The 23,544-nt window shown below is 73.2% G+C and carries 21 protein-coding genes; 10 read left to right on the top strand and 11 right to left on the bottom strand.

The annotated features are described in order from the left end of the window. The first annotated feature begins 44 nt into the window (after window positions 1-44). The 4 genes from AOM46_RS29845 (at window position 45) to AOM46_RS29830 (ending at window position 4,266) form a co-directional block, all read left to right on the top strand. Complete coding sequence (locus tag AOM46_RS29845) at window positions 45-1,253, top strand: isochorismate synthase (protein WP_062217547.1); 1,209 nt, start codon at window positions 45-47, stop codon at window positions 1,251-1,253. Then, entirely contained in the window at window positions 1,250-2,875 is a 1,626-nt protein-coding gene (locus AOM46_RS29840; RefSeq protein WP_062217544.1) for a (2,3-dihydroxybenzoyl)adenylate synthase, read from the top strand. Before AOM46_RS29845 ends, AOM46_RS29840 begins: the two co-directional genes overlap by 4 nt. A gap of 83 nt (window positions 2,876-2,958) precedes the next feature. Next, window positions 2,959-3,597: an isochorismatase family protein gene (locus AOM46_RS29835; RefSeq protein WP_062217541.1), complete on the top strand. Its 639-nt coding sequence runs from the start codon at window positions 2,959-2,961 to the stop codon at window positions 3,595-3,597. Between the two features lie 123 nt (window positions 3,598-3,720). Next, window positions 3,721-4,266: a DoxX family membrane protein gene (locus tag AOM46_RS29830; protein ID WP_062217538.1), complete on the top strand. Its 546-nt coding sequence runs from the start codon at window positions 3,721-3,723 to the stop codon at window positions 4,264-4,266. A gap of 177 nt (window positions 4,267-4,443) precedes the next feature. On the opposite strand, the gene AOM46_RS29825 is transcribed toward AOM46_RS29830, so the two are convergent. Next, entirely contained in the window at window positions 4,444-6,186 is a 1,743-nt protein-coding gene (locus tag AOM46_RS29825) for a glycoside hydrolase family 6 protein (RefSeq protein WP_062217535.1), read from the bottom strand. 517 nt (window positions 6,187-6,703) lie between these two features. Between AOM46_RS29825 and AOM46_RS29820 the strand changes: the two genes are divergently transcribed. From AOM46_RS29820 to AOM46_RS29795, 6 genes are all read left to right on the top strand, one after another. Next, window positions 6,704-8,842, top strand: a complete 2,139-nt coding sequence (locus AOM46_RS29820) for a proprotein convertase P-domain-containing protein (protein WP_062217531.1) — start codon at window positions 6,704-6,706, stop codon at window positions 8,840-8,842. 102 nt (window positions 8,843-8,944) lie between these two features. Beyond that, on the top strand, window positions 8,945-10,129 hold the full coding sequence (locus tag AOM46_RS29815; protein ID WP_107080215.1) for an AAA family ATPase: 1,185 nt from the start codon (window positions 8,945-8,947) through the stop codon (window positions 10,127-10,129). Window positions 10,130-10,149: 20 nt separating this feature from the next. Next, window positions 10,150-11,745: a VWA domain-containing protein gene (locus AOM46_RS29810; protein ID WP_062217524.1), complete on the top strand. Its 1,596-nt coding sequence runs from the start codon at window positions 10,150-10,152 to the stop codon at window positions 11,743-11,745. Between the two features lie 61 nt (window positions 11,746-11,806). Beyond that, window positions 11,807-12,463 carry a maleylpyruvate isomerase N-terminal domain-containing protein gene (locus AOM46_RS29805; RefSeq protein ID WP_062217947.1) on the top strand — a complete coding sequence of 219 codons (657 nt, stop codon included), beginning with the start codon at window positions 11,807-11,809 and terminating at the stop codon, window positions 12,461-12,463. A 184-nt stretch (window positions 12,464-12,647) separates the two neighbouring features. After that, window positions 12,648-13,181, top strand: coding sequence for an EF-hand domain-containing protein (locus AOM46_RS29800; RefSeq protein WP_062217943.1), 534 nt, complete (start codon window positions 12,648-12,650; stop codon window positions 13,179-13,181). Between the two features lie 97 nt (window positions 13,182-13,278). Then, a complete protein-coding gene (locus AOM46_RS29795; RefSeq protein ID WP_062217940.1) occupies window positions 13,279-13,845 on the top strand; it encodes a GNAT family N-acetyltransferase in 567 nt (188 codons plus the stop codon). A gap of 25 nt (window positions 13,846-13,870) precedes the next feature. Here AOM46_RS29795 and AOM46_RS29790 read toward each other — a convergent pair whose 3' ends face one another. The 10 genes from AOM46_RS29790 to pdhA all read right to left on the bottom strand — a co-directional run bounded on the left by AOM46_RS29790 (window position 13,871) and on the right by pdhA (window position 23,337). Next, window positions 13,871-14,137, bottom strand: a complete 267-nt coding sequence (locus AOM46_RS29790; protein ID WP_062217521.1) for an antitoxin — start codon at window positions 14,135-14,137, stop codon at window positions 13,871-13,873. A 90-nt stretch (window positions 14,138-14,227) separates the two neighbouring features. Continuing rightward, window positions 14,228-15,337: a 1,2-phenylacetyl-CoA epoxidase subunit PaaE gene (paaE, locus tag AOM46_RS29785; protein ID WP_062217517.1), complete on the bottom strand. Its 1,110-nt coding sequence runs from the start codon at window positions 15,335-15,337 to the stop codon at window positions 14,228-14,230. Beyond that, the gene (gene paaD, locus AOM46_RS29780) at window positions 15,337-15,840 is read right to left on the bottom strand and encodes a 1,2-phenylacetyl-CoA epoxidase subunit PaaD (protein ID WP_062217515.1); all 504 of its coding nucleotides are present in this window, start codon (window positions 15,838-15,840) and stop codon (window positions 15,337-15,339) included. Before paaD ends, paaE begins: the two co-directional genes overlap by 1 nt. After that, window positions 15,834-16,697, bottom strand: a complete 864-nt coding sequence (gene paaC, locus AOM46_RS29775; RefSeq protein WP_062217511.1) for a 1,2-phenylacetyl-CoA epoxidase subunit PaaC — start codon at window positions 16,695-16,697, stop codon at window positions 15,834-15,836. Before paaC ends, paaD begins: the two co-directional genes overlap by 7 nt. 49 nt (window positions 16,698-16,746) lie before the next feature. Further along, a complete protein-coding gene (gene paaB / locus AOM46_RS29770) occupies window positions 16,747-17,040 on the bottom strand; it encodes a 1,2-phenylacetyl-CoA epoxidase subunit PaaB (RefSeq protein ID WP_062217507.1) in 294 nt (97 codons plus the stop codon). Continuing rightward, entirely contained in the window at window positions 17,037-17,981 is a 945-nt protein-coding gene (gene paaA / locus AOM46_RS29765) for a 1,2-phenylacetyl-CoA epoxidase subunit PaaA (protein WP_062217504.1), read from the bottom strand. Before paaA ends, paaB begins: the two co-directional genes overlap by 4 nt. Before the next feature lie 82 nt (window positions 17,982-18,063). After that, a complete protein-coding gene (gene paaN / locus AOM46_RS29760; RefSeq protein ID WP_062217501.1) occupies window positions 18,064-19,800 on the bottom strand; it encodes a phenylacetic acid degradation protein PaaN in 1,737 nt (578 codons plus the stop codon). Window positions 19,801-19,868: 68 nt separating this feature from the next. After that, on the bottom strand, window positions 19,869-21,191 hold the full coding sequence (locus AOM46_RS29755) for a dihydrolipoamide acetyltransferase family protein (protein ID WP_062217498.1): 1,323 nt from the start codon (window positions 21,189-21,191) through the stop codon (window positions 19,869-19,871). Further along, window positions 21,188-22,207 carry an alpha-ketoacid dehydrogenase subunit beta gene (locus AOM46_RS29750; RefSeq protein ID WP_062217495.1) on the bottom strand — a complete coding sequence of 340 codons (1,020 nt, stop codon included), beginning with the start codon at window positions 22,205-22,207 and terminating at the stop codon, window positions 21,188-21,190. The genes AOM46_RS29755 and AOM46_RS29750 overlap by 4 nt, the downstream gene beginning before the upstream one ends. Then, on the bottom strand, window positions 22,204-23,337 hold the full coding sequence (gene pdhA, locus AOM46_RS29745) for a pyruvate dehydrogenase (acetyl-transferring) E1 component subunit alpha (RefSeq protein WP_062217492.1): 1,134 nt from the start codon (window positions 23,335-23,337) through the stop codon (window positions 22,204-22,206). The genes AOM46_RS29750 and pdhA overlap by 4 nt, the downstream gene beginning before the upstream one ends. Window positions 23,338-23,544 lie beyond the last annotated feature (207 nt).

The following is a 23,544-nucleotide window of genomic DNA, read 5'->3' as shown; positions in this document are numbered from 1 at the left end:
CCACCCACCCCGATCCACCCCTCCCCATCCCAAGGAGCCCTCCCGTGTCGACGGCCCATCAGGACGCCGAGCCAAGACCCACCGTCGCGACCACGCGATCCCCCGTCGGAGCCGCGACCGCGCTCCTGGACGCCCTCGGGGACGGGGACCGGTTCCTCGCCACCCCCACCCGCACCCTCCTCGCCCGCGGCGTCCGCACGGAGATACCCCACGGCCGGGCACCGCTCGCCGAACGCGTCGCCCACGCCCTCCACCGGGCCGGGGAAGGGACATCGACCCCCGCGCTCGTCGTCGGAGCCGTCCCGTTCGACCAGTCGGCGCCGGCCGCACTCGTCATCCCGGAGACCGTCCGCACCGCCCCCGCGCTGGCCACCGACCCGCTCACCGCCCTGCCACCCGCCGCCCCACCCCCGCTCCCGGGACTCACCGTGCGGCCCGAACCCGAGCCCGAGGTCTACGCCAAGAGCGTCGCCACGGCCACCGACCGCATGTGGCAGGGCGAGCTGAGCAAGGTGGTGCTCGCCCGCACCCTGGAACTGACCGCCCCCACCGACCTCGACATCCCCGCCATGGTGCGCGGCCTCGCCCACCGCGACCCCGCCGGCTACACCTACGCGCTGCCCACCACCCCCGACCTGACCCTGCTCGGAGCCAGCCCCGAACTGCTCCTCTCCCGCCGGGGCCGACACCTCGTCTCCAACCCGCTCGCCGGCTCGGCACCACGCGCCGACGACCTCGCCGAGGACGTCCGACGAGCCGCCGCACTGCTGAGATCCGCCAAGGACCTGCACGAACACGCCGTCGTCGTCGACGCCGTGCACCGCGCGCTGGCGCCCTACTGCGCCACCATCGACGTCCCCGGGCACCCCTCGCTCACCCGCACCGCCACCATGTGGCACCTCTCCACCACCATCACCGCGACCCTCGCCCACCCCGCGACCTCCGCCCTGGAGATCGCCGCCGCCCTCCACCCCACCCCCGCGGTCTGCGGCACCCCGACCCCGGTCGCGCGCCGCATGATCGGCGAACTCGAACCCTTCGACCGGGGCTTCTTCACCGGCATGGTCGGCTGGGGCAACGCCGAAGGCGACGGGGAATGGGCCATCGCCCTGCGCTGCGCCGAGGTCGGACGCCGCGCCCTGCGCCTCTACGCGGGCGCCGGCATCGTCTCCGCCTCCGACCCCGAGGCGGAGACCGCCGAGACCACGGCCAAGTTCCGCACCTTCCTGAACACCCTGGGGGTGGAACGGTGACCACCACACCGACCTGGCCCGCCGAGTTCGCCGAACGCTACCGCGCCGCCGGCTGGTGGCGCGGCGAGACCTTCGGCGCGATGCTCCGCCGACGCGCCCTGGCCCACCCCGACCGGATCGCCGTCGTCGACCACGCCGGACCCGGCGGCACCCGACGCACCCGCACCTACGCCCAACTCGACCGGCAAGCCGACCGCCTGGCCTTCGGCCTCGCCGCCCGAGGCATCGGCCCCGGCGACCGGGTCGTGCTCCAACTCCCCAACGTCGCCGAATTCCTCGAAACCGTCTTCGCCCTCTTCCGGATCGGCGCCCTCCCCGTGTTCGCCCTGCCGGCACACCGGGAGACCGAGATCTCCTACTTCTGCGCCTTCACCGACGCGGTCGCCTATGTGATCCCCGCCGAGCACGCCGGCTTCGACCATCTGGCGCTCGCCCACCGGGTGCGCGCCCAGGCCCCCGCACTGCGCCATGTGCTGGTGGCCGGCGAGAACCCCGGACCCTTCGAAAGCCTCGCCGACCTCCCCACCGAACCCGTGCCGCTCACCGAACCCCGCCCCTCCGACACCGCGTTCCTCCAACTCTCCGGCGGCAGCACCGGCGTGCCCAAACTGATCCCCCGCACCCACGACGACTACCTCTACTCCCTGCGCGGCTCCAACGAGATCTGCGCCGTGACCGAGGACGCCGTCTACCTCTGCGCGCTGCCCGCCGCCCACAACTTCCCGCTCTCCTCGCCGGGTTCGCTCGGCGCCCTGTACGCCGGCGGCCGGGTGGTGATGTGCCCGCAGCCCACCCCGGACGTCGCCTTCCGCCTCATCCAGGACGAGGCGGTCACCATCACCGGACTGTTACCACCCCTGGCCCTGCTCTGGCTGGACGCCGCGCCCCGGACCGAACACGACCTCTCCAGCCTCCGGGTGCTGCTGGTCGGCGGCGCCAGGTTCAGCGAGGAGGCGGCCCGCCGGGTGCGACCGACGCTCGGCTGCGCCCTCCAACAGGTCTTCGGCATGGCCGAGGGGCTGGTCAACTACACCCGCCTGGACGACGACGAGGAGACCGTCGTCACCACCCAGGGCCGACCGATCTCCCCCGACGACGAGATCAGGATCGTCGACGACCAGGACCACGACCTGCCCCCCGGATCCACCGGCCACCTGCTGACCCGCGGTCCCTACACCATCCGCGGCTACTGGAACGCCCCCGAACACAACGCCCGTTCGTTCACCGAGGACGGCTTCTACCGCACCGGCGACCTGGTGCGGCGCACCGGCAGCGGGCACCTGGTCGTGGAGGGACGCGCCAAGGACCAGATCAACCGGGGCGGCGAGAAGATCGCCGCCGAGGAGGTGGAGAACCACCTGCTCGCCCACCCCTCGGTCCACGACGCCAACGTCGTCGCCGAACCCGACCCCTACCTCGGCGAACGCAGCTGCGCCTATGTGATCCCGCGCCACGACGCGGAACCCGTCGGCGAGGCGGAGCTGAAACGCTTCGTCAGGGAACGCGGCCTCGCCGCCTACAAGGTGCCCGACCGGGTGCGCCTGGTGGACGCCTTCCCCACCACCGGCGTCGGCAAGATCTCCAAGAAGGACCTGCGCGCCCACGGCGCCGACCGCCCCTGACCACCCGTCCGCCTCCCCCCTCGCCCCGAGCACAACCGCCCCGAGCGCAAACCCGCCCGGAGCACATCCGAACGGAGCCCGTCGTGGCGCTGCCCGCCATCCCCTCCTACCCCATGCCGACCCCCGCCGACCTGCCCGCCAACCGGGTCCCGTGGGGGATCGATCCGGGGCGCGCCGCGCTCCTCGTGCACGACCTCCAGAACCACTTCCTGTCCGCCTTCGACACCGCCGCCGAACCGATCCCGACCCTCCTGGAGCAGGTGGACCGACTGCGCCACTGGGCGTCGGGACTCGGTGTCCCGGTCGTCTACACCGCCCAACCGGGCGGCCAGACCCCCCGGGAACGCGGCCTCCAACAGGACTTCTGGGGGCCGGGGATCCCCGCCGACGCGCACGCGTCGGCCATCGCCGACGCCGTCGCGCCACGTCCCGGGGACACCCTGCTGACCAAGTGGAAGTACAGCGCCTTCGCGCGCACCGACCTGCTGACGAGGCTCCGTCAGCAGGGCCGCGACCAGCTCGTGCTGACCGGTGTCTACGCGCACATCGGGGTGCTGATGACGGCCTGCGACGCCTGGACGCACGACATCCAGGCGTTTGTCGTCGCGGACGCCGTGGCCGACTTCGGACCGGCGGAGCACCGCATGGCGATCGAATGGGCCGCCGGCCGCTGCGCCGTCGTCACCACCACCGACCGGGTCGTCGGCGCTCCCGCTCCGTGACGTTCTTCAACTCCCCTGCTGACAAGGCGACTTGGTGGGCGGAACTTGGGCCAACCGTAACCCGGACGTAAACACCGGCCGGCGTGGATTAGGTTAGGCTAACCTAACTATTTAGGAGGTTGTATGTCCACCGCCACAACACAACAGCCCGCCGCCGCTCCCCAACTGGCCTCGCCCGGGCCACCGGTGCGCGCGCTGATCGCTCTGGCCCGCGTGCTGGTCGGTTGGGTCCTCTTCTGGGCGGGCCTGGACAAGATTCTCGGGCTCGGTTTCCCCACCGAGGACGGATCCGCGGTGATCGACGGCGTCTCGGCCACCGAGGGCTATCTCACCCACGGCCTGGACCCCGACAGCCTCGCCGCCGACGTCCTCGGCCCGCTCTCCGGCAACCCCGTCGCCGATGTGCTCTATCTGGCCGGCACCTTCGGGGCCGGGCTCGCCCTGATACTCGGCGTCTGCGTCCGTCTCGCCGGGGCCGGGGGAGCGGTGCTCTTCCTCTCGCTCTGGTTCTCCTCGTTCCCCCTGGAGTACAACCCGGTCGTCGACGAGCACCTGTTCTACGCCGCCGCCCTCGCCCTGCTCGTCGCGCTGGACGCCGGCCGCTACTACGGACTCGCCTCCTGGTGGCGCGGCCTGCCGATCGTGCGCAACGCGCCGCTGCTCGGCTGACCGACCGTCGGCCCGCCGGGACGTTCCCGCCCGCCGCCTCCCTGGACGGGACGCGGCGGGCGGGAAGGGGGCCGCACCGGACCCCGGCGGTGGTGGCGCCGGGGCCCGGTGCGGTGATCCGTCCGGGAGTCGGAAATCAGGAGTCAGCCGTTCGGCGGGCTGTCACCCGACGTCCGGTCACAGGGGCGGGTAGGCGTTGGCCAGCAGCTCCTGGAACTGCGCGGAGAACCAGTGCCCGGAGACCGGCGCGTCGGGCAGGGCACCCGACATGTTGTGGTTGTTGCGCGGGTTGCCCTCGTAGGTGGGGTCGCACATCCGGTCGAAGCCCTTGCCCTCGTCGTTCGGGATCTCCTCGCTGGAGCCGTCCGACTCACCCGGGGGCTTCACCCACACATAGGCGTCGATCCCCGGCGCGGGCGCGACCTCGGGCCGCTCACCGAGCCCGGCACCGGCCTGGTTGCACCAGTTGCCGGTCTGGAACCGCTGGTCGACCCGGCTGGCCTCGACATAGGAGTCCACATCCGTCAGCGGTCCGGGACCGGTCGGACGGTCGGGGCCGCCCCAACCGCTGCGGGAGGTGTCGATCAGCATCCCGATGCCGGAGTCGAAGCCGCGCGAGACCAGCTCCTGGCGGAAGCCCTGGGCGAAGGACTGGTTGTCGTTGTAGTTGTTCCAGTCGATCCAGGCGCTCTGCCGCACCGAGGTGCCGTTGACGGAGTCGCCGATGCTGAAGTGCGGCTCGACCGCGGGACCGTAGTTGGCCGTGTTGACGATGAAGCCGTGCACGTTGTGCACCGAGCCGCTGTCCACGGCGACCTCGTGGAAGAGCTGGGCCGAGGCGCCGAAGTTGTCCTCCCAGCCGATCCAGCCGTAGTGGCCGGCGTCCACGTAGTTGTAGACGTTCGGAATGGCGCCCAACTCCTGGAGGGCATAGGCGATGCCCGCCTGGTAGTTGCCGTTGGCCAGCATCTCGTCACAGTTGGGCGTCGCGGTCTCGCGCGGGCTCACGTTGGTGATGAGGTTGGGCAGCGAGTCGATCTCGATGACCGTGACGATCCGCAGGTCGGCGTAGGCCGGGTCGCCGAGGATCTCCGCGATCGGGTCGATGAACTCGTTCTTGTAGGTGTCGATATCGTCGGCGGCCAGCTCGCCGTTGGACGCCAGCGCGGCGCAGTCCCGGCCCGGCAGGTTGTAGACCACGACCTGGAAGACGAAGTTCTCGTGGTCCTCGGCCTGGACCAGGGCGTTGTCCAGATGCTCGCGCAGGCCCGTGCTGTTGCCCGCCGAGCCGCCCTCGATCGCGGCGCGGCGGTCCAGCCAGACCGCCGTCGGCTCGTCGGCGATCGCCGAACCGCCGGGCTCGGCGGCCGCGTTGGCCGACCAGTCCGGGTTCACATAGACGCCGGCGCCCTCGTAGGGGTTGTTCACGCGGTCGCCCGGCGGGTCCGGATCCGGGTCGGGATCGGGACCCGGGTCGGTGCCGCCGTCCTCGCCGCAGGTGACCCCGTTGACCGCGAAGCTCGTCGGCGCGGCGTTGGTCCCGGAATAGGTGAAGTTGCCGCCGAAGCTCACGGAGGCCCCGGGAGCGATGGCGCCGTTCCAGCCGGTGTCCGTCACGGTGACGGTCGCCCCGGACTGGGACCAGGTCGCGTTCCAGCCCTGCGACAGGGACTGGTTGCCGCTGTAGGTGTAGGTGAGCTCCCAGCCGTTGGTCGCGACCGAGCCCGTGTTGGTGAGGGTGAGGTCGGCGGTGAAGCCCGAACCCCAGTCGTTCGCCGAGTAGTCGACCGCGCAGGCGAAGTCCGCGGCGGAGGCGCTGCCCTGCGCCAGACCGCCGGCGCCCAGCGTGGTGACGGCGAGGACCCCCGCGGTCAGCAGCGCTCGGCGTCTGCGTCGGGGTGGTGATGTGGTGCGGCTCATGGAGAGTCCTTTCGGAGATGACCGAGTCCGGTGGCGCACGACGGCCCAACCCGTTCGGGACGTTGCGCGACTGACGGCCAGTTTTCTTGGAAGCGCTCCCACTGACTGAGGGGAAGTTAGCGCCAACTCGCCTGCCGCACCAGAGTTCTGTGCGAAAAATGTAAGGACGATGCACCCGGATAGTGGTTGACAGCCAGGGAAGTTGCGGTCTGGTCGCAAGGTGCCCCCAAAGGTCTTGACAGGTACGCATTCCCCACGCATTCTTGGGAGCGCTCCCACCCAATGGTCACTGGTGATGTCAGTTCAGGCGTGGTGAGCCCCCTTCCGGGGCCGCTTTCCCTCCAGGGCGGCCCCGGGAGGAGGAGCGCTTCGGCGGGGCCTGCGGCGCATCATCTGTCCCGCCCTCAACTCGCCCTGCCCGACCGGGCCTTGTTCTCTCCCGACCGGCCGTCCGGCCCGACATCGTGATCTACGCTGTCCACCAGCCGTATTGTTCGACCACGCGGGAGCGCTGGGCATGGACCACACCGTGGGACCGGGAAAGCTGATCGGCGAGCGGTACGAGCTGACGGAGCTGATCGGTGGCGGCGGGTTCGGGAGGGTGTGGAAGGCGCACGACCGGCGGCTGCGCGCGGATGTGGCGCTCAAGGGGCTGTTCCTGCCGCCGTCGGCGTCCGCCGCCGAGCAGGAGGACCGGCTGCGGCGTTCGGAGCGCGAGGTTCTCAACGCGGCCCGGTTGCGGGACCATCCGCACATCGTGAGCGTGCACGATGTCGTCGTCGAGGACGACATTCCGTGGATCGCCATGCAGCTCGTCGTGGGGCGTTCCCTGAGCGAACGGCTCCGGGAGTCGGGGCCGCTGCCGCCGGCCGAGGCCACCGAGGTGGCCAGGGCCATGCTGAAGGCGTTGGCCGCCGCGCACGGCGCGGGGATCGTGCACCGCGACATCAAGCCGGCCAATGTGATGCTCGCCGACAACGGCGCGATCCTGCTCGCCGACTTCGGCATAGCCACCCACGAGACGGATGCCTCGCTCACCGTGACGGGCAGCGTTGTCGGCTCCGCCCCCTATATGGCGCCCGAACGCGTCCACGGGGAGAAGGGGCAGGCGCCGAGCGATCTCTTCTCCCTCGGGGTGACGCTGCACGAGGCGGTCGAGGGCGACTCGCCCTTCGACCGGGGCTCCACGGCCGCCTCCCTGCACGCGGTGGCCTACGAGGAGCCCCCGGTGCCGGAGCGCGCCGGGGCCCTGACGCCCCTGATCACCCGGCTGCTGGCCAAGGCGCCCGGGGAGCGCCCGACCATCCCCGAGGCGTTCGACCTGCTGGACTCCCCGCCGGGGACCACCCCGCCGCCGGTGTCCGCCGCGCCGACGGCGGTCGTCACGGAGCTGGCGCCGGTGCCGCCCCCGGCGACCCCCCAGGCGCTGCCCACGGCAACCCCTCAGGCGCTGCCCACGGCGACGGCCTGGCCGCTGCCGCCGGCCTGGGGGACCCTGCCGCCCCCTCCGCCCCCGCCGCCGTCCCGCGGCTCGGGCCTGAAATGGCTGGGCTGGGTCGTGGCCCTCGCCCTCGGAGTGCTGGTGGTCGTGCTGGTCGCGGTCAACCAGGACGACGACGACCCGGGCCCGGACGACGGCGGGGCGTTCGCCAACGCGACATCCCTCGACATCCCGGACGAGGCGTCGGTGGAGTCCACGATCCACGTGTCCGGGGTCGGCGGCAACGCCCCCCAGGAGCTGCGGGTCGCCGTGGACATCAGCCACAGCCATGTCAACGATCTGGAGGTGGAGCTGGTCTCCCCGGACGGCACGGGCTTCGAGCTGGAGGCGTTCGACGAGCTCCACGAGTACACGGTGGACGCCTCGGCGGCCGAGGCCGACGGCACCTGGACGCTGCGGATCGAGGACACCGCGGCGGCCGACGACGGCACGCTCAACTCCTGGTCGCTGCACTTCGGTTCCGGGACGGGAAGCGGGAGCGTCGCCTTGGGCGAGGGAGCGTTCAGGAACGCGAGGTCCATGGCGATCCGGGACCACTCCACGCTGGAGTCGGCCATCGACGTCACCGGCGTGGGCGACCAGGCCCCCTCCACCCTGCGGGTCGGCATCGACCTCAGCCACTCCTACATCAGCGAGGTGCGGCTGGAGCTGGTGTCCCCGGACGGCACGGGCTTCGAGCTGGAGGCGTTCGACGAGCCGCACGAGTACACGGTGGACGCCTCGGCGGCCGAGGCCGACGGCACCTGGACGCTGCGGGTCGAGGACACCGCGGGAGGCGACCAGGGCACCCTGTACTCCTGGTCGCTGCACTTCGGCGGCAGCGGTTTCGAGGACCGGACGTTCGCCAACACGACGTCCTTCACCGTCCCCGACCAGGACGAGGCGGAGTCGACGATCGAGGTGGCGGGGATCGGCGGCAACGCCCCCCAGCGGCTGCGGCTGACCGTGGACCTCGAACACACCTACATCCGCGAGCTGGCCCTGGAGCTGGTGTCCCCGAACGGCAGGAGCTTCGAGCTGGAGGCGGTCGAAGGGCTTCACACCTATGTGGTGGACGCCTCGGACGCCCGGGCCGACGGCACCTGGACCCTGGTGGTCACCGATTCCGTCCGCCTCGACGAGGGCACCTGCAACTCCTGGTCCCTCGCCTTCTGATCCCGGCCCTCTGATCCCGCACCGCCCCCCGCGCACGCCGCCCCGGCCCCACGTCTACCGTGGGGCGGCGTGGACAGGGAGACGGACGTGGGGACACGCGAGATGCCGGACACGGCCGAGCGGCTGCGGGCCGTCGGCGACGAGTTGTCGGACCGCTTCTACGAACGGGCGGACGTGGTGCGGACCCTGCTGGTGACGCTGCTCGCCGGCCGGCACTCGCTGCTGCTCGGCCCCCCGGGAACGGCGAAGTCCGAGCTGGCCAGGGAGCTGACCGGCCGGATCGTGGGCGCGTCGTACTGGGAGATCCTGCTGAGCAAGTTCACCGCGCCGACCAGGATGTTCGGCCCCATCGACGTCGCGGCCCTGGCCAGGGGCGAGTACCGCCAGATCTACGAGGGCCGCGCCACCACCGCGCATATCGCGTTCATCGACGAGATCTTCAAATGCTCCACGGCCGCCCTCAACGAGACGCTGGGGTATCTCAACGAGCGGATCTACCACCCGGAGAGCGGCGGCGAGCCGATCCGCTGCCCCCTGATCGGTGCCATCACGGCCAGCAACGAGCTGCCCGCCGGGGAGGATTCGGCCGCGATCTACGACCGGCTGCTGGTGCGGATCGAGGTCGGCTATCTGGCCGATCCCGGCAACTTCGCCGCGCTGGTCCGATCCGCCGTCAGCCGCCCCGAGGCGCCGCCCAGGACCACTGTCGAGCTGGCCGCCCTCCGGCACGCCGTGACCGAGTCCGTTCCCGCCGTCGCCGTCCCCGACTCCGTCGTGGACGCGGTGTGCACGCTGCGGGCGGCGCTCCGCCGCAAGGAGCTCATCGCCTCCGACCGCCGCTGGCGACAGGCCGTCGGCCTGCTCCAGGCGTCCGCCTTCCTCGACGGCCGCCCGGCGGTCGCCGAGACGGATCTGTCCGTGCTGACGCATGTGCTGTGGGACTCGCCGACCCAGCGCCCCACCGTCGAACGCGAGGTGCTGCAGCTGGTCAACCCCGACGCCAAGGAGACCCTCGACCTGGCCGACGCCGTCGAGGAGCTGGAGGCCCAACTCGACGCCATGGCCGGGCAGTCCCGCGAGGCGCTGAGCGAGTGGGTCATCAGACGCGCCCATGGCACCCTCGCCAGGGCGGGGAAGCGGCTGGCGGAGCTGCGCGCGGAGGCGGCCGGCGCCGGCCGGTCCACCGCCGCCATCGACCGGGTCATCGGCCGCCAGCGCGCCGTCCGGGCCCGGGTGCTCACCGAGGCGCTGGGCATGGACGCGAGCATGGTGCAGGCCCAGCTCTGACCCACCCGAGGAGCGACACCGTGGACGAAACACCGGACGACCCGGGGGAGTTGCTGCGCCGCGCCGGGCCGTGGCTGGGCGGACCGGCCGCGCCCGCGCGGGAGACGGCGGCCGTGGTCGCCGACCCGTTCGACCTGATGACCTGGCGCGACACCTGTGCGCGGTCCGCCGGGCTGCGCGATCTCGCCCGGGAGCTGGCCGCGCGTCACGCCCACAGCGGGGATCTGCTCGCCGATGTGTTCCTGGCCGCCTACCAGGCCCGCCCGAGGCTGCGCGACCGCGCGGCGCTGGACCCGTCCCGGCTGGTCAACCACCAGATCACCGCCGCCCTGTTGGACTCGTCCGAGTTCGCCGAGCTGCGTCGGCAGTCGGTCGGCGACCCCTATGTCGCCGCGCTGGCCGTTCTCGTCCTGGCCGCCGCGCTGCGCCGCCTGCTGGACCGGTCCGGCGACGCCCGGCAGCGGGCCGAGGAGGCGGCGCGGGCCCTGCTGGACGCCGAACGCGCGGCGAACGCCGTGCCCCGGGCGCTCCAGACGGCCGAATCGCGGCAGGCGGTCAAGGCCGCCAAGACGATCAAGGCCGTCGAAGCGGCCGAGGCCGCCGCCGACGCCGCCCGCCGCGCCGCGAGCGGCCTGGAGCAGTCCCTCGACGCGGCGGCCCCCGGCGTCCGCGCCACCGCGCGGGTCGCGGCCGCCGAGGCCGCCGAGGCCGCGCGCGCCGAGGCCGCGCTGACCCGGGCCTGGGGCGTCGGCCCCGGCGAGCTGGCACGCCTGCCGTTCGACCGGCGCGCCCGGCTCGCCGAACGACTGCGCACCGGCCGGCTCGCCCGCTGGGCCGAACTGATCGGCCGCTTCCGGCAGATGGCCGAGGGGGAGCGCGCCCGCAGGGTGGAGAACACCACCGGGGAGCTGGTCGGCGTCACCCTCGGCGACGACCTCTCCCGCGTCGTCCCCGCCGAGCTGGTCAACCTCGGGGCGCCCGCGCTGCGCGCGGTGTTCGCCGCCCGCTACGCCGCGGGGGAGCTGATGGTCTACGACAACGTGGGGGAGCGGAGCACGGGCCGGGGCGCCGTCGTCGCCTGCGTGGACACCTCGCACTCCATGTACGAGGCCGGACCCGGCGGCGTCACCAGGGAGGCATGGGCCAAGGCATGCGCCCTGGCGCTGCTGGACCAGGCCCGCCACACCGGGCGGGACTTCGTCGGCATCCTGTTCTCCGCCGCCGACCGGATCCGGGTCTTCCGCTTCCCCGCCGGGGCGCCCGCCGACATCGCCGGGGTGCTCGACTTCGCCGAGACGTTCCTCGGCGGCGGCACCAGCTACCAGGCGCCGCTGACGGTGGCCGGGGAGCTGCTGGCCGAGGAGTTCGACGACGCCGCCCGCGCCCGGGGCGACATCGTGCTGATCACCGACGACGAGTGCGAGGTCGGCGAGGAGTGGATGCGCGACTGGAGCCGGGCCAAACAGCGGCTGGACTTCCGGGTCTTCGGCGTCGCCGTCGGCGCCCCGCGCGCCGCCGAGGCCGGCTCGGTCCTGGACGCCCTGTGCGACAACCTCCGCACCGTCGACGACCTCACCGACGTCCACGCCGCCGCCGACCTCTTCCGCGTGCTCTGAAACCCCCGCCCGCCGGCCGGGCCGGTTGTCCGCCGGCGCGGCGCGGCACTACCGTGCCCCCGTGGATCTCTTCGCCCCCACCTGGGCCGGGCTGCGCGCCGCCGTGGCCGGCCTCGCCGACGCGGATCTCGCCCGCCCCTCCGGCTGCTCCGGCTGGCTGGTCAGGGATCTGGTCTGCCATCTGGTCATCGACGCCCAGGACGTCCTGATCACCCTGGCGACCCCGGCCGGGACCGCACCGAACCGGGACGCCGCCGGCTACTGGACCGTCACCGCGACGCCGCCCACCGGCGACGATCCGCTGGACGCGCTGACCGTCCGGCTGGCCGCCGCCTACCAGGAGCCGTGGCTGCTCAAGTTCCACCTGGACGACGTCGGTTCCGCCGCCGGCCGGGCCGCCGAACTCGTCGACCCGCGACTCCCGGTCGCCACGCAGGACATGGTGCTCAGCGCCGGCGACTATCTCGCCGCCTATGTCCTGGAGTGGACGCTGCACCACCTCGACCTGGTCGCCCACCTCCCGGGCGCCCCCGGCCCCTCCGCCGAAGCGCTCGCCCGGTCCCGGGCGTTGCTGGAGCGGATCGCCGGCGCTCCGTTCCCCGACACGTTCTCCGACCGCGACGCGCTGCTGGTCGGCACCGGACGGCGGGCCCCCGGCGGCGCCGAGCGGGAAGCGCTCGGCGCGCTGGCGGCGCGGCTCCCCCTCGTCCTCGGCTGACCGCGCCGGGGCACACGCCCCCGGCGCGTCGGCTCCCCGCCGTTCACCCCACATTCCCTCTTTCGGGTGCAACCGCCCCTCGCCGACTCCCGAACTGCCCTGCCCGGACGCATAGTTGGGGCGCCGCTTCGGCACGCGGCCGACGAGCCGCCGAGAGATCACGAGAGACAGGGGTGGGATGTCCATGCGCGACGAGGTGCTGAACCGGGTCAGGGTCCTCTTCTCCGTGCTCGACGCCGACGGGAACGGGGTGCTGGAGCAGGCGGACTTCGCGTTGATGGGGAGCCGGGTGGACGCCGCCGCGTCCCGCTCGACGCCGGCCGAACGGGAGGCCATGCGGGCCGAGTTCCGCAACTGGTGGACGGCGCTGGCCGCCGCCCTCGACACCGACGGCGACGGGCGGATCGACTTCGACGAGTACCGCGGCGTGGTGCTGTCCCCGGAGCGGTTCGCCGACACCGTCGCCACGTTCGCCCGCGCGCTGGCCCGCCTCGGCGATCCGGAGGGCCGGGGCACGGTCGCGCGGGACGTCTTCCTGACGCTGATGACCGCGATCGGCTTCGCCGAGGACCGCGTCGACGCCGTCTTCGACGCCTTCGGCCCCTCGGCCGACGACCGGATCGAGGTGGCCGCCTGGGAGGCCGGCATCCGGGACTTCTTCACCCCGGACAAGGTGGGCATCCCCGGCGACCGGCTGGCGGACCCGCCCGCCGCCTGATCCGCAACCCACCACCCCACGGTCGTGCCCACGGCCCGCCCATGGCATGCTGCGACGGCACATGATCGTCGAGCAGGTCGGGTGAATGGGGGTCCCCTTGTTCTCGTTCCGGTTGCGGGACAACGCGGTGCTGCGTGCGCTGGAGACCAGCCACGCCGAGGAGTTCGCCGCCCATCTCGACCGGGCCGGGGACAGCATCCGGCCCTGGGTCGGGCGCACCTTTGTCACCTATGACGTCGAGGGGGCCCGCGCCACCCTCCGCCGCTACGCCGAGGGCCGCGCCGTCGATCGGGCCCGGCTCTACGGCATCTGGGTCGACGACACCCTCGTCGGCGGCGTGTTGTTCGCCGCCTTCGACGCGGTCCACGGCAACTGCGAGCTCGGCTGCTGGACGGAGCCGGCCGGCGCCGGCCACGGTCTGGTCACCCAGGCCTGCGGGGCGCTCGTCGACTGGGCGTTCCATACCCGTGGCCTGCACCGCGCCGAGTGGCAGTGCCGCGCCGACAACGAACGCAGCATCGCCGTCGCCAGACGTCTCGGCATGACCCTGGAGGGCACCCTGCGCGAGAGCTGGCCCTACGAGGGCGTCCGCTACGACAAGCAGGTCTGGTCCGTTCTCGCCACCGAATGGCGCGACCACCCCGCCCCCGAGGCCGGCGGCTGACCCCGCCGGCCGGCCGCCGGCGAGGTCAGTCCCCGGCGACGCCGGGGCCGCCCTTGTCCCTGCCGTCCCCACCGTTCCCGTCGTTCTTGCTGTTCCCGCCGTCCTTGTCGCCCAGCTTCTCGACATAGTCCTGGGCCTTGCCGACGGCGCCCTCGATCTTGTCGCTGTGCTTGCCGGCCGTCCTGGTGTCGACGAAGTCGCCGACCTTCTCCACGCCCTGCGCGATCTTGTCGCTGTGCGACTCGGCAAGGCCCTCGGCCTTCTTCTTCAGGTTCTTCAGTGCGTCGAACATGCGGAACGCCGTCTCCTTCGCTGGAACCGCCAGGTCAGCTCCATGATTCCACGGCGACGGCGACGGCCGTGCCCGCGCGGCCCGACGCGGTCAGCTGTCGAAGTCGACGGTGAGCCGGTCGGACTCGGGCAGCGCCTGACAGGTCAGCACATAGCCGGCCTCGACCTCCGCCGGCTCCAGCGCGAAGTTCCTGCGCATCCGCGCCGACCCCTCCGTGACCCGCGCCCGACAGGTGCCGCACACCCCGCCGCGACACGCGAACGGAAGATCGGGCCTGACCCGCTGAGCGTGCTCCAGGACCCGCCCGTCACCCGGCTGCTCGAAGGTGGTGGCGCGCCCGTCCAGCAGCACGGTCACCCGGCTCGTCGGACCGTCGGCGACCCGCTCCGCCGGGCGCCGGGCCGGGGCCGGCTCCTCGCCCTCCGCGTGGAACAACTCCTGGTGCACCCGGGCGGGTTCGGCGCCGAACTCCCCGACCACCCGCCGCGCCTCCCGCACCATGCCCCACGGCCCGCACAGCCACCACTCGTGCGGCGTGCGCGGATCCAGCAGCGCCCGCAGCAGCCGCGCCAGGCGCGCCGCGTCCAGCCGCCCGGAGAGCACATCCACCTCCCTCGGCTCCCTGGACAGCACATGCACCAGCGTGACCCGCGCCGGGAAGCGGTCCTTGAGGTCCGCCAGCTCCTCGGCGAACATCACGCTGTCGCTGGCCCGGTTGCCGTAGAGCAGCGTCACCCGGGACCGGGGATCGGCCGCCAGCACCGAGGGGGCGATCGACATCATGGGGGTGATGCCCGAGCCGGCGGCGACCATCACATGGTGCGCCGGCCGCCCCGGATCCGGGGTGAAGCCGCCCGTCGGGCCCATCACCTCCACGACGTCCCCGACCCGCGCCCGGCGCACCAGCCAGGTGGAGAACAACCCCCCGGGCACCAGCCGCACCCCGATCCGAGGCGCGGCGCCCGGCGGCACGCACAACGAGTACGAACGGCGTTCCTCGCCGCCCGCCTCCCGACGGCGCAGCGTCAACGTCTGACCGGGGGCGAACGCGAACTCCTCGGCCAGCTCCGGCGGCACGGCGAACGTCACCGCGGCGGCGTCCGCGCACAGCGGCTCGATCCGCGCGATCGGCAGCGGACGGAAGACGGCCCGCCGCCCACGACGCCGCGCGGGCCGGGCGGGAAGGGGCGGTGCGACCATCAGATCTCCCTGATGTGCTCGAACGGTTCCCGACAGGCGCGGCAGCGCCACAGCTCCAGACAGGCGCCGGCGCCGAACCCCGACAGCTCCTCCGTCGACGCCGAGGCGCACCGGGGACACGGCACCCCGCGCCGTGTCCACGACAGCTCCAGGTCCACCGGACCCGGCCGGGCGCGCGGCGCCGCCCCCGGCGGCGCGATCCGGTGCGCGGCCAGCGCGCGCCGGCCGGCCGGCGTGATCCAGTCCGACGACCACGGCGGGGAGAGCACCGTCCGCACCTCGACCCGCGCGAAGCCGGCGGCGCGCAGCGCGCCGGCCACCGTGGCCCGCATCTCCGCGATCGCCGGACATCCCGGATAGGTCGGCGTGAGCCCCACGGTGACCCGCCCGTCCCCGTCGCACTCCACCGAACGCAGCACGCCCAGATCCGCCAGGGTCAGCATCGGCAGCTCCGGGTCCCGCACCGCACCCGCCACCCGCCTGGCGTCCGCCGCGCTCACCATGTCGCGTCCGGATGGGCCTCGGCGACCGACCGCAACTCCGCCAGCAGCGGCCCCAGATGCTCCGTGTGCGCGCCCGCCCGGCCCCCGCCGGCGACGGCGGGACCCGGCATCCGCCAGGCCACGCCGGCCTCCTCCGCCACCCGCGTCAGCACCCGGGCGCTCTCCTCCCGCACCGCGCCGGCCGACGCCCCGAACGCCACGCCGACCCCGTCGTCCAACACCTCCGCCAGCCAGGGCGCGATCTCCTCGCACGCCGTGACCAGCCGGCGGTGGGACTCCGCCGTGCCGTCCCCCAGCCGGACCACCCACTCGGCGGCGAACCGACGGTGGTAGGTCAGCTCCTTGACGCCCCGCTCGGCGACCGCCCGCAGCACCGGATCGGGGGCCGCCGCGAGCGCCCGGAAGAGCGCCAGCCGCGCCGTCGACAGCACCAGCAGCCGCAGCACGGTGAACGCGAAGTCGCCCCGCGGCAGTTGCGCCAGCCGCAGGGCGCGGAACTCCCGCGCCGGCCGCCGGTAGGCGTAGGCGTCCTCGTCGCGTCCGCTGCCGTCCACCTGCCCGGCCCGCGCGTACAGCAGCCGCGTCTGGCCCAGCAGATCGAGCCCGATATTGGCCAGGGCCAGCTCGATCTCCAACTCCGGCGCCCGGGCACACCACTCCGCCAGCCGCTGCGCCCCGAGCAGCGCGTCATCGCCCAACGCCAGACAGCAGGCGGCCAGCGCCGGCCCGTCCACGCCCGGCGGCAGCGTCCCGTCCACCCCGTGCAGCGGATCGGCGAAGCCGGTGCCGAACGCCCAACGGGCGTCCCCCGCCGGGTCGTCGGCGCTCAACGCGGCATACACCTGGTCGTCCCGCATGGTGTCCTCCGTCGCATCCCGAACAAGCGTGCAGCGGCTGGATGGGGGGCTAGATATGGGGGATGTCATCGGGAATCTCGTAGAACGTGGGATGCCGGTACACCTTGTCGCCGCTGGGCGCGAAGAACGGATCCCGCTCGTCCGGGGTCGACGCCGTGATGTCCGCGCTCGGCACCACCCAGATGCTCACCCCCTCGTTCCGCCGGGTGTAGAGGTCACGGGCGTGCGTCAGCGCCATCCGCGCGTCGGCGGCACGCAGCGAGCCGACATGGACATGGTTGAGCCCCCGCTTCCCGCGCACGAACACCTCGTACAGCGGCCACTCCTCGCTGACCCCGCTCATGCCGCCGCCTCCCGCTTCGCGGCGTGCGCCAGGGCGGCCTCCCGCACCCAGGCGCCCTCCCGGTGCGCCTCGGCCCGCCGCGCCACCCGCTCCGCGTTGCACGGCCCGTCGCCCCTGATCACCCGCGTCAACTCGGCGAAGTCCGGGGTGCCGAAGTCGTAGTGCCCCCGCTCCTCGTTCCAGCGCAGCGCCGGATCGGGCAACGACACGCCCAGCCGCTCGGCCTGGGGCACCGTCATGTCGACGAAGCGCTGCCGCAGCTCGTCGTTGGAGTGCCGCTTGATCCGCCACGCCATCGACCGCGCGGAGTTCGGCGACGCCTCGTCCGGCGGGCCGAACATCATCAACGACGGCCACCACCACCGGTCCACCGCGTCCCGCACCATCTCCCGCTGCCCCTCGGTGCCGCCCATCATCGTCAACAGCAGCTCGTAGCCCTGCCGTTGATGGAACGACTCCTCCTTGCAGATCCGCACCATCGCCCGCGCGTACGGGCCGTACGAACTCCGGCACAGCGGCACCTGGTTGCAGATCGCCGCCCCGTCCACCAGCCAGCCGATCACCCCGACGTCGGCGAACGTCAACGACGGGTAGTTGAAGATCGACGAGTACTTCTGCCGGCCCTCGATCAGCATCGCCGTCAACTCCTGACGGTCGGCGCCCAGCGTCTCCGCCGCGCTGTACAGATACAGGCCGTGCCCGGCCTCGTCCTGCACCTTGGCGAAGAGGATCGCCTTCCGCCGCAGCGAGGGCGCCCGGGTGATCCAGTCGCCCTCCGGCTGCATGCCGATGATCTCCGAATGCGCGTGCTGGGCGATCTGCCGTACCAGGGTCGCGCGATACCCCTCCGGCATCCAGTCCCTCGGCTCCACCCGCCGGTCCGCCGCGATGGTCGCGTCGAAGTGCTCCAGCAGCTCGGGCTCCGGCTCCGCCTCGGCCATCACGACCTCCCCACCGACGGATCGCTCCCCACCAGTGTTGGCCACCGGCGGCCCACCCACAAGGCGCCGGGACCCCCGCCCCTCATGACGCGTCCCCGGGCGCCGAATCCGACGCCGACACCGCCGGCCGCCGGGACTGCAGCACCGCGAACCGCCCCGCCACGAACGCCGGATCCGTCAACGTTGCCGACGCCGCCGGATTCGCCGCCGACCCGTGGAAATCGCTGAACGCCGACGACTGGTTGACGAACACCCCGTCCGTCAGGTTCTCCGACAGATGCACCCCCGCCGCCAACGCCGCCTCCCGCGCCGCGTCGAGCACCGCCTCGTCCGTCGAGTGCACCAACGCCGTCAACGCGCCGAACGCGCCCACCGTCTCCCGCAGCAGCCGCACGCTCTCCGCCGTCGACTCCGTGACCACCACGAACGACACCGGGCCGAACCACTCCCGGGTGTACACCTCCCGATCCGCCGCCGCGTCCAACAACGCGATCAACGGGGTACGGGCCACCGCCTCGGGGAAGTCCGGATGCGGCAGCGTCCGCGACGGATGGCACACCCCCGGCAGCCGCGCCGCCTCCGCCAACCGCGCCCGCACCCCGTCGCCCACGATCGCGCCCAGGGTGCCCGTCGCCCGCGCCTCGTCCGCCAGCAACTTCTCCAGCGCCACCCCCAGATCGGCCGCGAACTCCGCCGCCGACCGCACCCCCTGGTCCGTCACGATCCCCCCACGCCCCACCAGCAGGTTCTGCGGCGTCGTACACATCTGGCCGCTGTACAGCGACAACGAGAACGCCAGATTCCGCAGCAGCCCCGCGTAGTCGTCCGTCGAGTCCAGCACCACGGTGTTCAGGCCCGCCTTCTCCGTGTACACCTGCGCCTGCCGCGCGTTGGCCTCCAGCCAGTCGCCGAACTTCGACGAACCCGTGAAGTCCACGATCCGCACCTCCGGATGCGTCGCCAACTCCCGTGCCGTGCCCGCCCCTTCGGGCTCCGCCGCCAGCACCACCACATCCGGCGCGAAACCCGCCTCCGCCAGTACCTCCCGCGCCACCCGCACCGTGATCGCCAACGGCAACACGGCACGCGGATGCGGCTTCACCACCACCGGGTTGCCCGTCACCAGACTCGCGAACAACCCCGGATAGCCGTTCCACGTCGGGAACGTGTTGCAGCCGATCAGCACCGCGACGCCCCGCCCCACCGGGGTGAACGTCTTCGCCAACGCCAACGGCCCACCGCCGCGCCGGGGCTTCGCCCACGCCGCCGACCCCGGATGCCGCGCCTGCTCCGCCCACGCGTACGCCACCGCCTCAAGGCCCCGCTCCTGCGCATGCGGCCCACCCGCCTGGAACGCCATCACGAACGGCTGCCCCGTGGTGTGCCGCACCGCGTGCGCCAGCTCGAAACTGGCCGCGTTCAACCGCGTCAGGATCTCCACCGCGACGCCCGCCCGCACCTCCGGGCTCGCCGCCCGCCACCCCGCGCCTGCCTCCCGCGCCAACGCGACGGCCGCCCCCGGCGCGACGGCCGGATACCGCACCCCCAACGGGAACCCGTACGGCGACACCTCCGTCGCCTCGCCGATCTCGTCCCGGCCCCAACCCGGCAGCGCGAACGGCTCGTTCAACAGCGCCCGGAACGCCGCCTCGCCCGCCGCCGCCGATCCCGCCCCGTACACCCGCTCGCTCGGGCTCTCCGGAAACGGCGACCAGAACTCCCGACTGCGCGTGGCGTCCACCGCCCGCTCCAACAGCTCACGATGGCGGGCGAAGAAATCAACGGCACCCGCGTCCGCCTCGGCTGCGTACTCGGTCATGGATACGACCTCCCTGGTCTCGTCCCTGGTCCCCGGCCCCGGTCGTGTCGGGGTGTTCCCGCCGGGCCTCACAGCTCGGCCAGCAGCAGCTCGGGCCGCTCCATCCGGTCGGCCACGAACCGCAGAAAGCCACCGGCCACCCCGCCGTCCGTCACCCGATGGTCGAACGTGAACGACACCTGGGCCACCGGCCGCACCTCAAGCGCCCCGGCCACCACCCACGGCCGGTCCACCACCCGCCCCACCCCGAGCAGCCCCGCCTCCGGATGGTTGATGATCGGCGTGGACCCGTCCACCCCGAACACCCCGTAGTTGTTGACGGTGAACGTGCCGCCCGCCAATTCCGCGGGGGACAGCGCACCGGCCCGCGCCCGATCGGTCAACCGGCCCAGCTCCGCCGCCAACTCCACGGTGCTCAGCCGCTGCGCCTCCCGCACCACCGGCACCACCAGGCCCCGTTCGGTCTGCGCCGCGAACCCCAGGCCCACCGAGCCGAACCGCACGATCTCGTCCCGCTCGACGTCCACCGTCGCGTTCAGCTCGGGGAAGCGCGCCAACCCGGCCACACAGATCCGCGCCACCAGCGCCAACAGCCCGACGCGCGCCTCCGGATACGCCACGCGCACCGCGTCCCGCGCCGCCAGCAGACCCGAGGCGTCCACATCCACCCACGCCGTCGCGTCCGGGATCTCCCGACGGCTGCGCGCCACCCGCTCGGCGACCGTCCGCCGCAGCCCCCGCAACGGAACCCGCTCCTCCACTGCCCCGGCCCCGGCCCCGGCCGCCGGCGGCTCGGCCCGCCGCGCCAGCGCCGCCTCCACATCGCGCCGCCGCACCACCCCGCGCGGCGCACTCGGCGTCAACGACGCCACATCCACCCCGTGCTCCCGCGCCAGCCGCCGCACCAACGGCGAGATCACCCGCGGCGCCCACCCCTCAGCCGCCGGCGGGGGAGTGGCACCGCCACCCGCCACCCCGCCGCGCGGCGCCGACCGCCCGGAACGCCCCCGCCGACGCGCCCGACCACCCCCGGTGCCGTACCCCACCAGAACCGCGCCCGACCCCGCCCGTTCCTCCTCCCGGTACCGCTCACCCGCCGCGTCCGGCGTCGCCGGCCTCCCGCCGCCGGCCGGCTCCGCGACCCCCACCGAGATCAACGGCGCCCCCACCGCCACCGAGGCGCCCACCTCCGCGTGCAGCGCCACCACCGTCCCCGCGAACGGCACCGGCACCTCGACGGCGGCCTTCGCCGTCTCCACCTCCACCACCACATCGTCCACCGCCACCTCGGCCCCCGCCGTCACCCGCCAGGCCACCACCTCGGCGCCCGTCAGGCCCTCACCCAGATCCGGCAGCCGGAACACCCGCTCCACCGGCCCGCCCCCGCTCACCGTCCCGCTCCCTCGGCCGCGTGCGTCAGATCCGGCTCGTCATCGAACTGCAGCCGGAACACCGCGTCCAACACCCGGTCCACGCCCGGCAGATGGGCCCGCTCGAAGAACGGCGGCGGATAGGGGATGTCGAACCCCGCCACCCGCAGCACCGGCGCCGCCAGCGAGTGGAAGCACCGCTCCTGCACCCGCGCCGCGATCTCCGCCCCCACCCCGGCGAACCCCTGTGCCTCCTGCACCACCACACACCGCCCCGTCCGCCGCACCGACTCCACCACCGTCGCGTCGTCCAACGGCACCAGCGTCCGCAGGTCGATCACCTCCAGCTCGATGCCCTCCCGCGCCGCCTCCCCGGCCGCCTCCAACGCCACCGGCACCGAGGGGCCGTAGCTCACCACCGTCGCGTCCCGCCCGCGCCGCCGCACCACCGCACGGCCCAACGCCGGAACCGCCCGCGCCCCGACGTCCACCTCCTCCTCGGACCAGTACAGCCGCTTCGGCTCCATGAACACCACCGGATCCGGATCGTCGATCGCGTCCCGCAACAGCCAGTAGGCGTCCGCCGCCGACGCCGGCGTCACCACCTTCAACCCCGGCGTGTGCGCGTAGTACGCCTCGCTCGAATCGCAGTGGTGCTCCACCGCGCCGATCCCGCCGGCGAACGGGATACGGATCACCAACGGCAGGGGCAGCCGCCCCCGCGTCCGGTTCCGCGACTTCGCCACATGCGACGCGATCTGCTCGAACGCCGGATACGCGAACGCGTCGAACTGCATCTCCACCACCGGCCGGAACCCGCCCATGGCCAGCCCCACCGCGAGACCGACGATGCCCGCCTCCGCCAACGGCGTGTCGAAGCACCGCTCCGCGCCGAACTCCGCCGTCAGACCGTCCGTCACCCGGAACACGCCCCCCAGCGGGCCGACGTCCTCCCCGAAGACCAGCACCCCCTCGTCCTCCCGCAGCGCGTCCCGCAGCGCCGCGTTGAGCGCCTTCGCCATCGTCAGCGTCGTCATCGCCCGCCCGCCTCCTCGGCCCCCTCGGCGCCGTGCGCCAGCTCGGCCGCCAACTGCGCCCGCTGCTCCCGCAGTTGCGGCGTCGGGGTGGCGAAGACATGGTCGAACAGCTCCAACGGATCCCCCAGCACCTCCACCGCCAATTCGGCGCGCAGCCGCTCCGCGACCTCCTCCGCCCGCGCCGCGCACGCGGCCACCTCCGCGTCCGACAACACCCCACGCCCCCGCAGATACGTCTCCAACCGGGGCAGCGGATCCGCCGCCGACCACGCGGCGACCTCCGCCTCGTCCCGATAGCGCGACGGGTCGTCCGCGTTGGTGTGCGCCTCCAACCGGTAGGTGTGCGCCTCCACCAGCGAAGGGCCCCGCCCCTCCCGCGCCCGCTCCACCGCCCGGGACAGCACCGCCAACACCGCCACCAGGTCGTTGCCGTCCACCTGCTCCGACGGCATCCCGTACCCGACGCCCTTGTACGCCAGCGAGGGCGCCGCGGTCTGCCGCGCCAACGGCACCGAGATCGCGTACCCGTTGTTCTGCACCAGGAACACCACCGGCGCCCGCAGCACCGCCGCGTAGTTCAACGCCTCATGGAAGTCCCCCTCGCTGGTGCCGCCGTCGCCCACCAGCGCCAACACCACATCGCCGGCGCCGCGCCGCCGCAGCGCGTCCGCCATGCCCACCGCGTGGATCGTCTGCGTCGCCAGCGGAGTGCACTGCGGGGCCGTCCGCACGGCCGCCGGATCGTAGCCGCAGTGCCAGTCGCCGCGCAGCAGCGACAACACCTCCACCGGATCCAGACCCCGGGAGACCAACGCCACCGAGTCCCGATAGGTGGGAAAGAGCCAGTCCCGCTCCCGCAGCGCCAACACCGCCCCGATCTGGCACGCCTCCTGCCCACGACTCGACGGATACACCGCCAGCCGCCCCTGCCGCGTCAACGCCGACGCCTGCGCGTCGAACCGCCGGCCGACGACCATCCGCGCGAACGCCTCGCGCAACAGGTCGTCCGGCGGCGCGACATACCCCTCGGGGGCCTCGACGGCCGAGCCGTCGGCCGCCACGAAACGCACCGGGTCCAGCGAGGGAAGAAGTCGGTCGACGGTCTGTTGTCGAAGGGTCTCCGCCGTCATCAAGGACACCTCGTTCCCGTGGACGTTTGACACCCTTATGGTCGCCGGGCCCGGATACCTGTAAAAGAGGCGGCGACAACCAACGACATACGGCCGAAATCCCGGGGAAAAACTGTCACCCGTCCACCGGGGACCCCGCGTCACGGGCCGCCCCCGGACGATTGGCCGCCACCCGCCCCGCACACGCCGCCGCCCCGATCCCGACCG

The organism is Streptomyces sp. NBRC 109706 (assembly GCF_000974485.1).
Lineage (GTDB): Bacteria > Actinomycetota > Actinomycetes > Streptomycetales > Streptomycetaceae > Streptomyces.
The sequence above is the reverse complement of the archived record's forward strand: the minus strand, read 5'-3'. Positions and strand labels throughout refer to the sequence as shown.

Excerpts from the sequence above, each read along its gene's own strand:
- AOM46_RS29820 (WP_062217531.1), top strand. The coding sequence starts at position 6,704 with ATGGACCACACCGTGGGACCGGGAAAGCTGATCGGCGAGCGGTACGAG.
- paaB (WP_062217507.1), bottom strand. The coding sequence starts at position 17,040 with ATGAGCGGGGTCAGCGAGGAGTGGCCGCTGTACGAGGTGTTCGTGCGC.
- paaD (WP_062217515.1), bottom strand. The coding sequence starts at position 15,840 with ATGGTGAGCGCGGCGGACGCCAGGCGGGTGGCGGGTGCGGTGCGGGAC.
- paaA (WP_062217504.1), bottom strand. The coding sequence starts at position 17,981 with ATGGCCGAGGCGGAGCCGGAGCCCGAGCTGCTGGAGCACTTCGACGCG.
- AOM46_RS29815 (WP_107080215.1), top strand. The coding sequence starts at position 8,945 with ATGCCGGACACGGCCGAGCGGCTGCGGGCCGTCGGCGACGAGTTGTCG.
- AOM46_RS29825 (WP_062217535.1), bottom strand. The coding sequence starts at position 6,186 with ATGAGCCGCACCACATCACCACCCCGACGCAGACGCCGAGCGCTGCTG.
- AOM46_RS29790 (WP_062217521.1), bottom strand. The coding sequence starts at position 14,137 with ATGTTCGACGCACTGAAGAACCTGAAGAAGAAGGCCGAGGGCCTTGCC.
- AOM46_RS29830 (WP_062217538.1), top strand. The coding sequence starts at position 3,721 with ATGTCCACCGCCACAACACAACAGCCCGCCGCCGCTCCCCAACTGGCC.
- AOM46_RS29800 (WP_062217943.1), top strand. The coding sequence starts at position 12,648 with ATGCGCGACGAGGTGCTGAACCGGGTCAGGGTCCTCTTCTCCGTGCTC.
- AOM46_RS29750 (WP_062217495.1), bottom strand. The coding sequence starts at position 22,207 with ATGACGACGCTGACGATGGCGAAGGCGCTCAACGCGGCGCTGCGGGAC.
- pdhA (WP_062217492.1), bottom strand. The coding sequence starts at position 23,337 with ATGACGGCGGAGACCCTTCGACAACAGACCGTCGACCGACTTCTTCCC.
- paaN (WP_062217501.1), bottom strand. The coding sequence starts at position 19,800 with ATGACCGAGTACGCAGCCGAGGCGGACGCGGGTGCCGTTGATTTCTTC.
- paaE (WP_062217517.1), bottom strand. The coding sequence starts at position 15,337 with ATGGTCGCACCGCCCCTTCCCGCCCGGCCCGCGCGGCGTCGTGGGCGG.
- paaC (WP_062217511.1), bottom strand. The coding sequence starts at position 16,697 with ATGCGGGACGACCAGGTGTATGCCGCGTTGAGCGCCGACGACCCGGCG.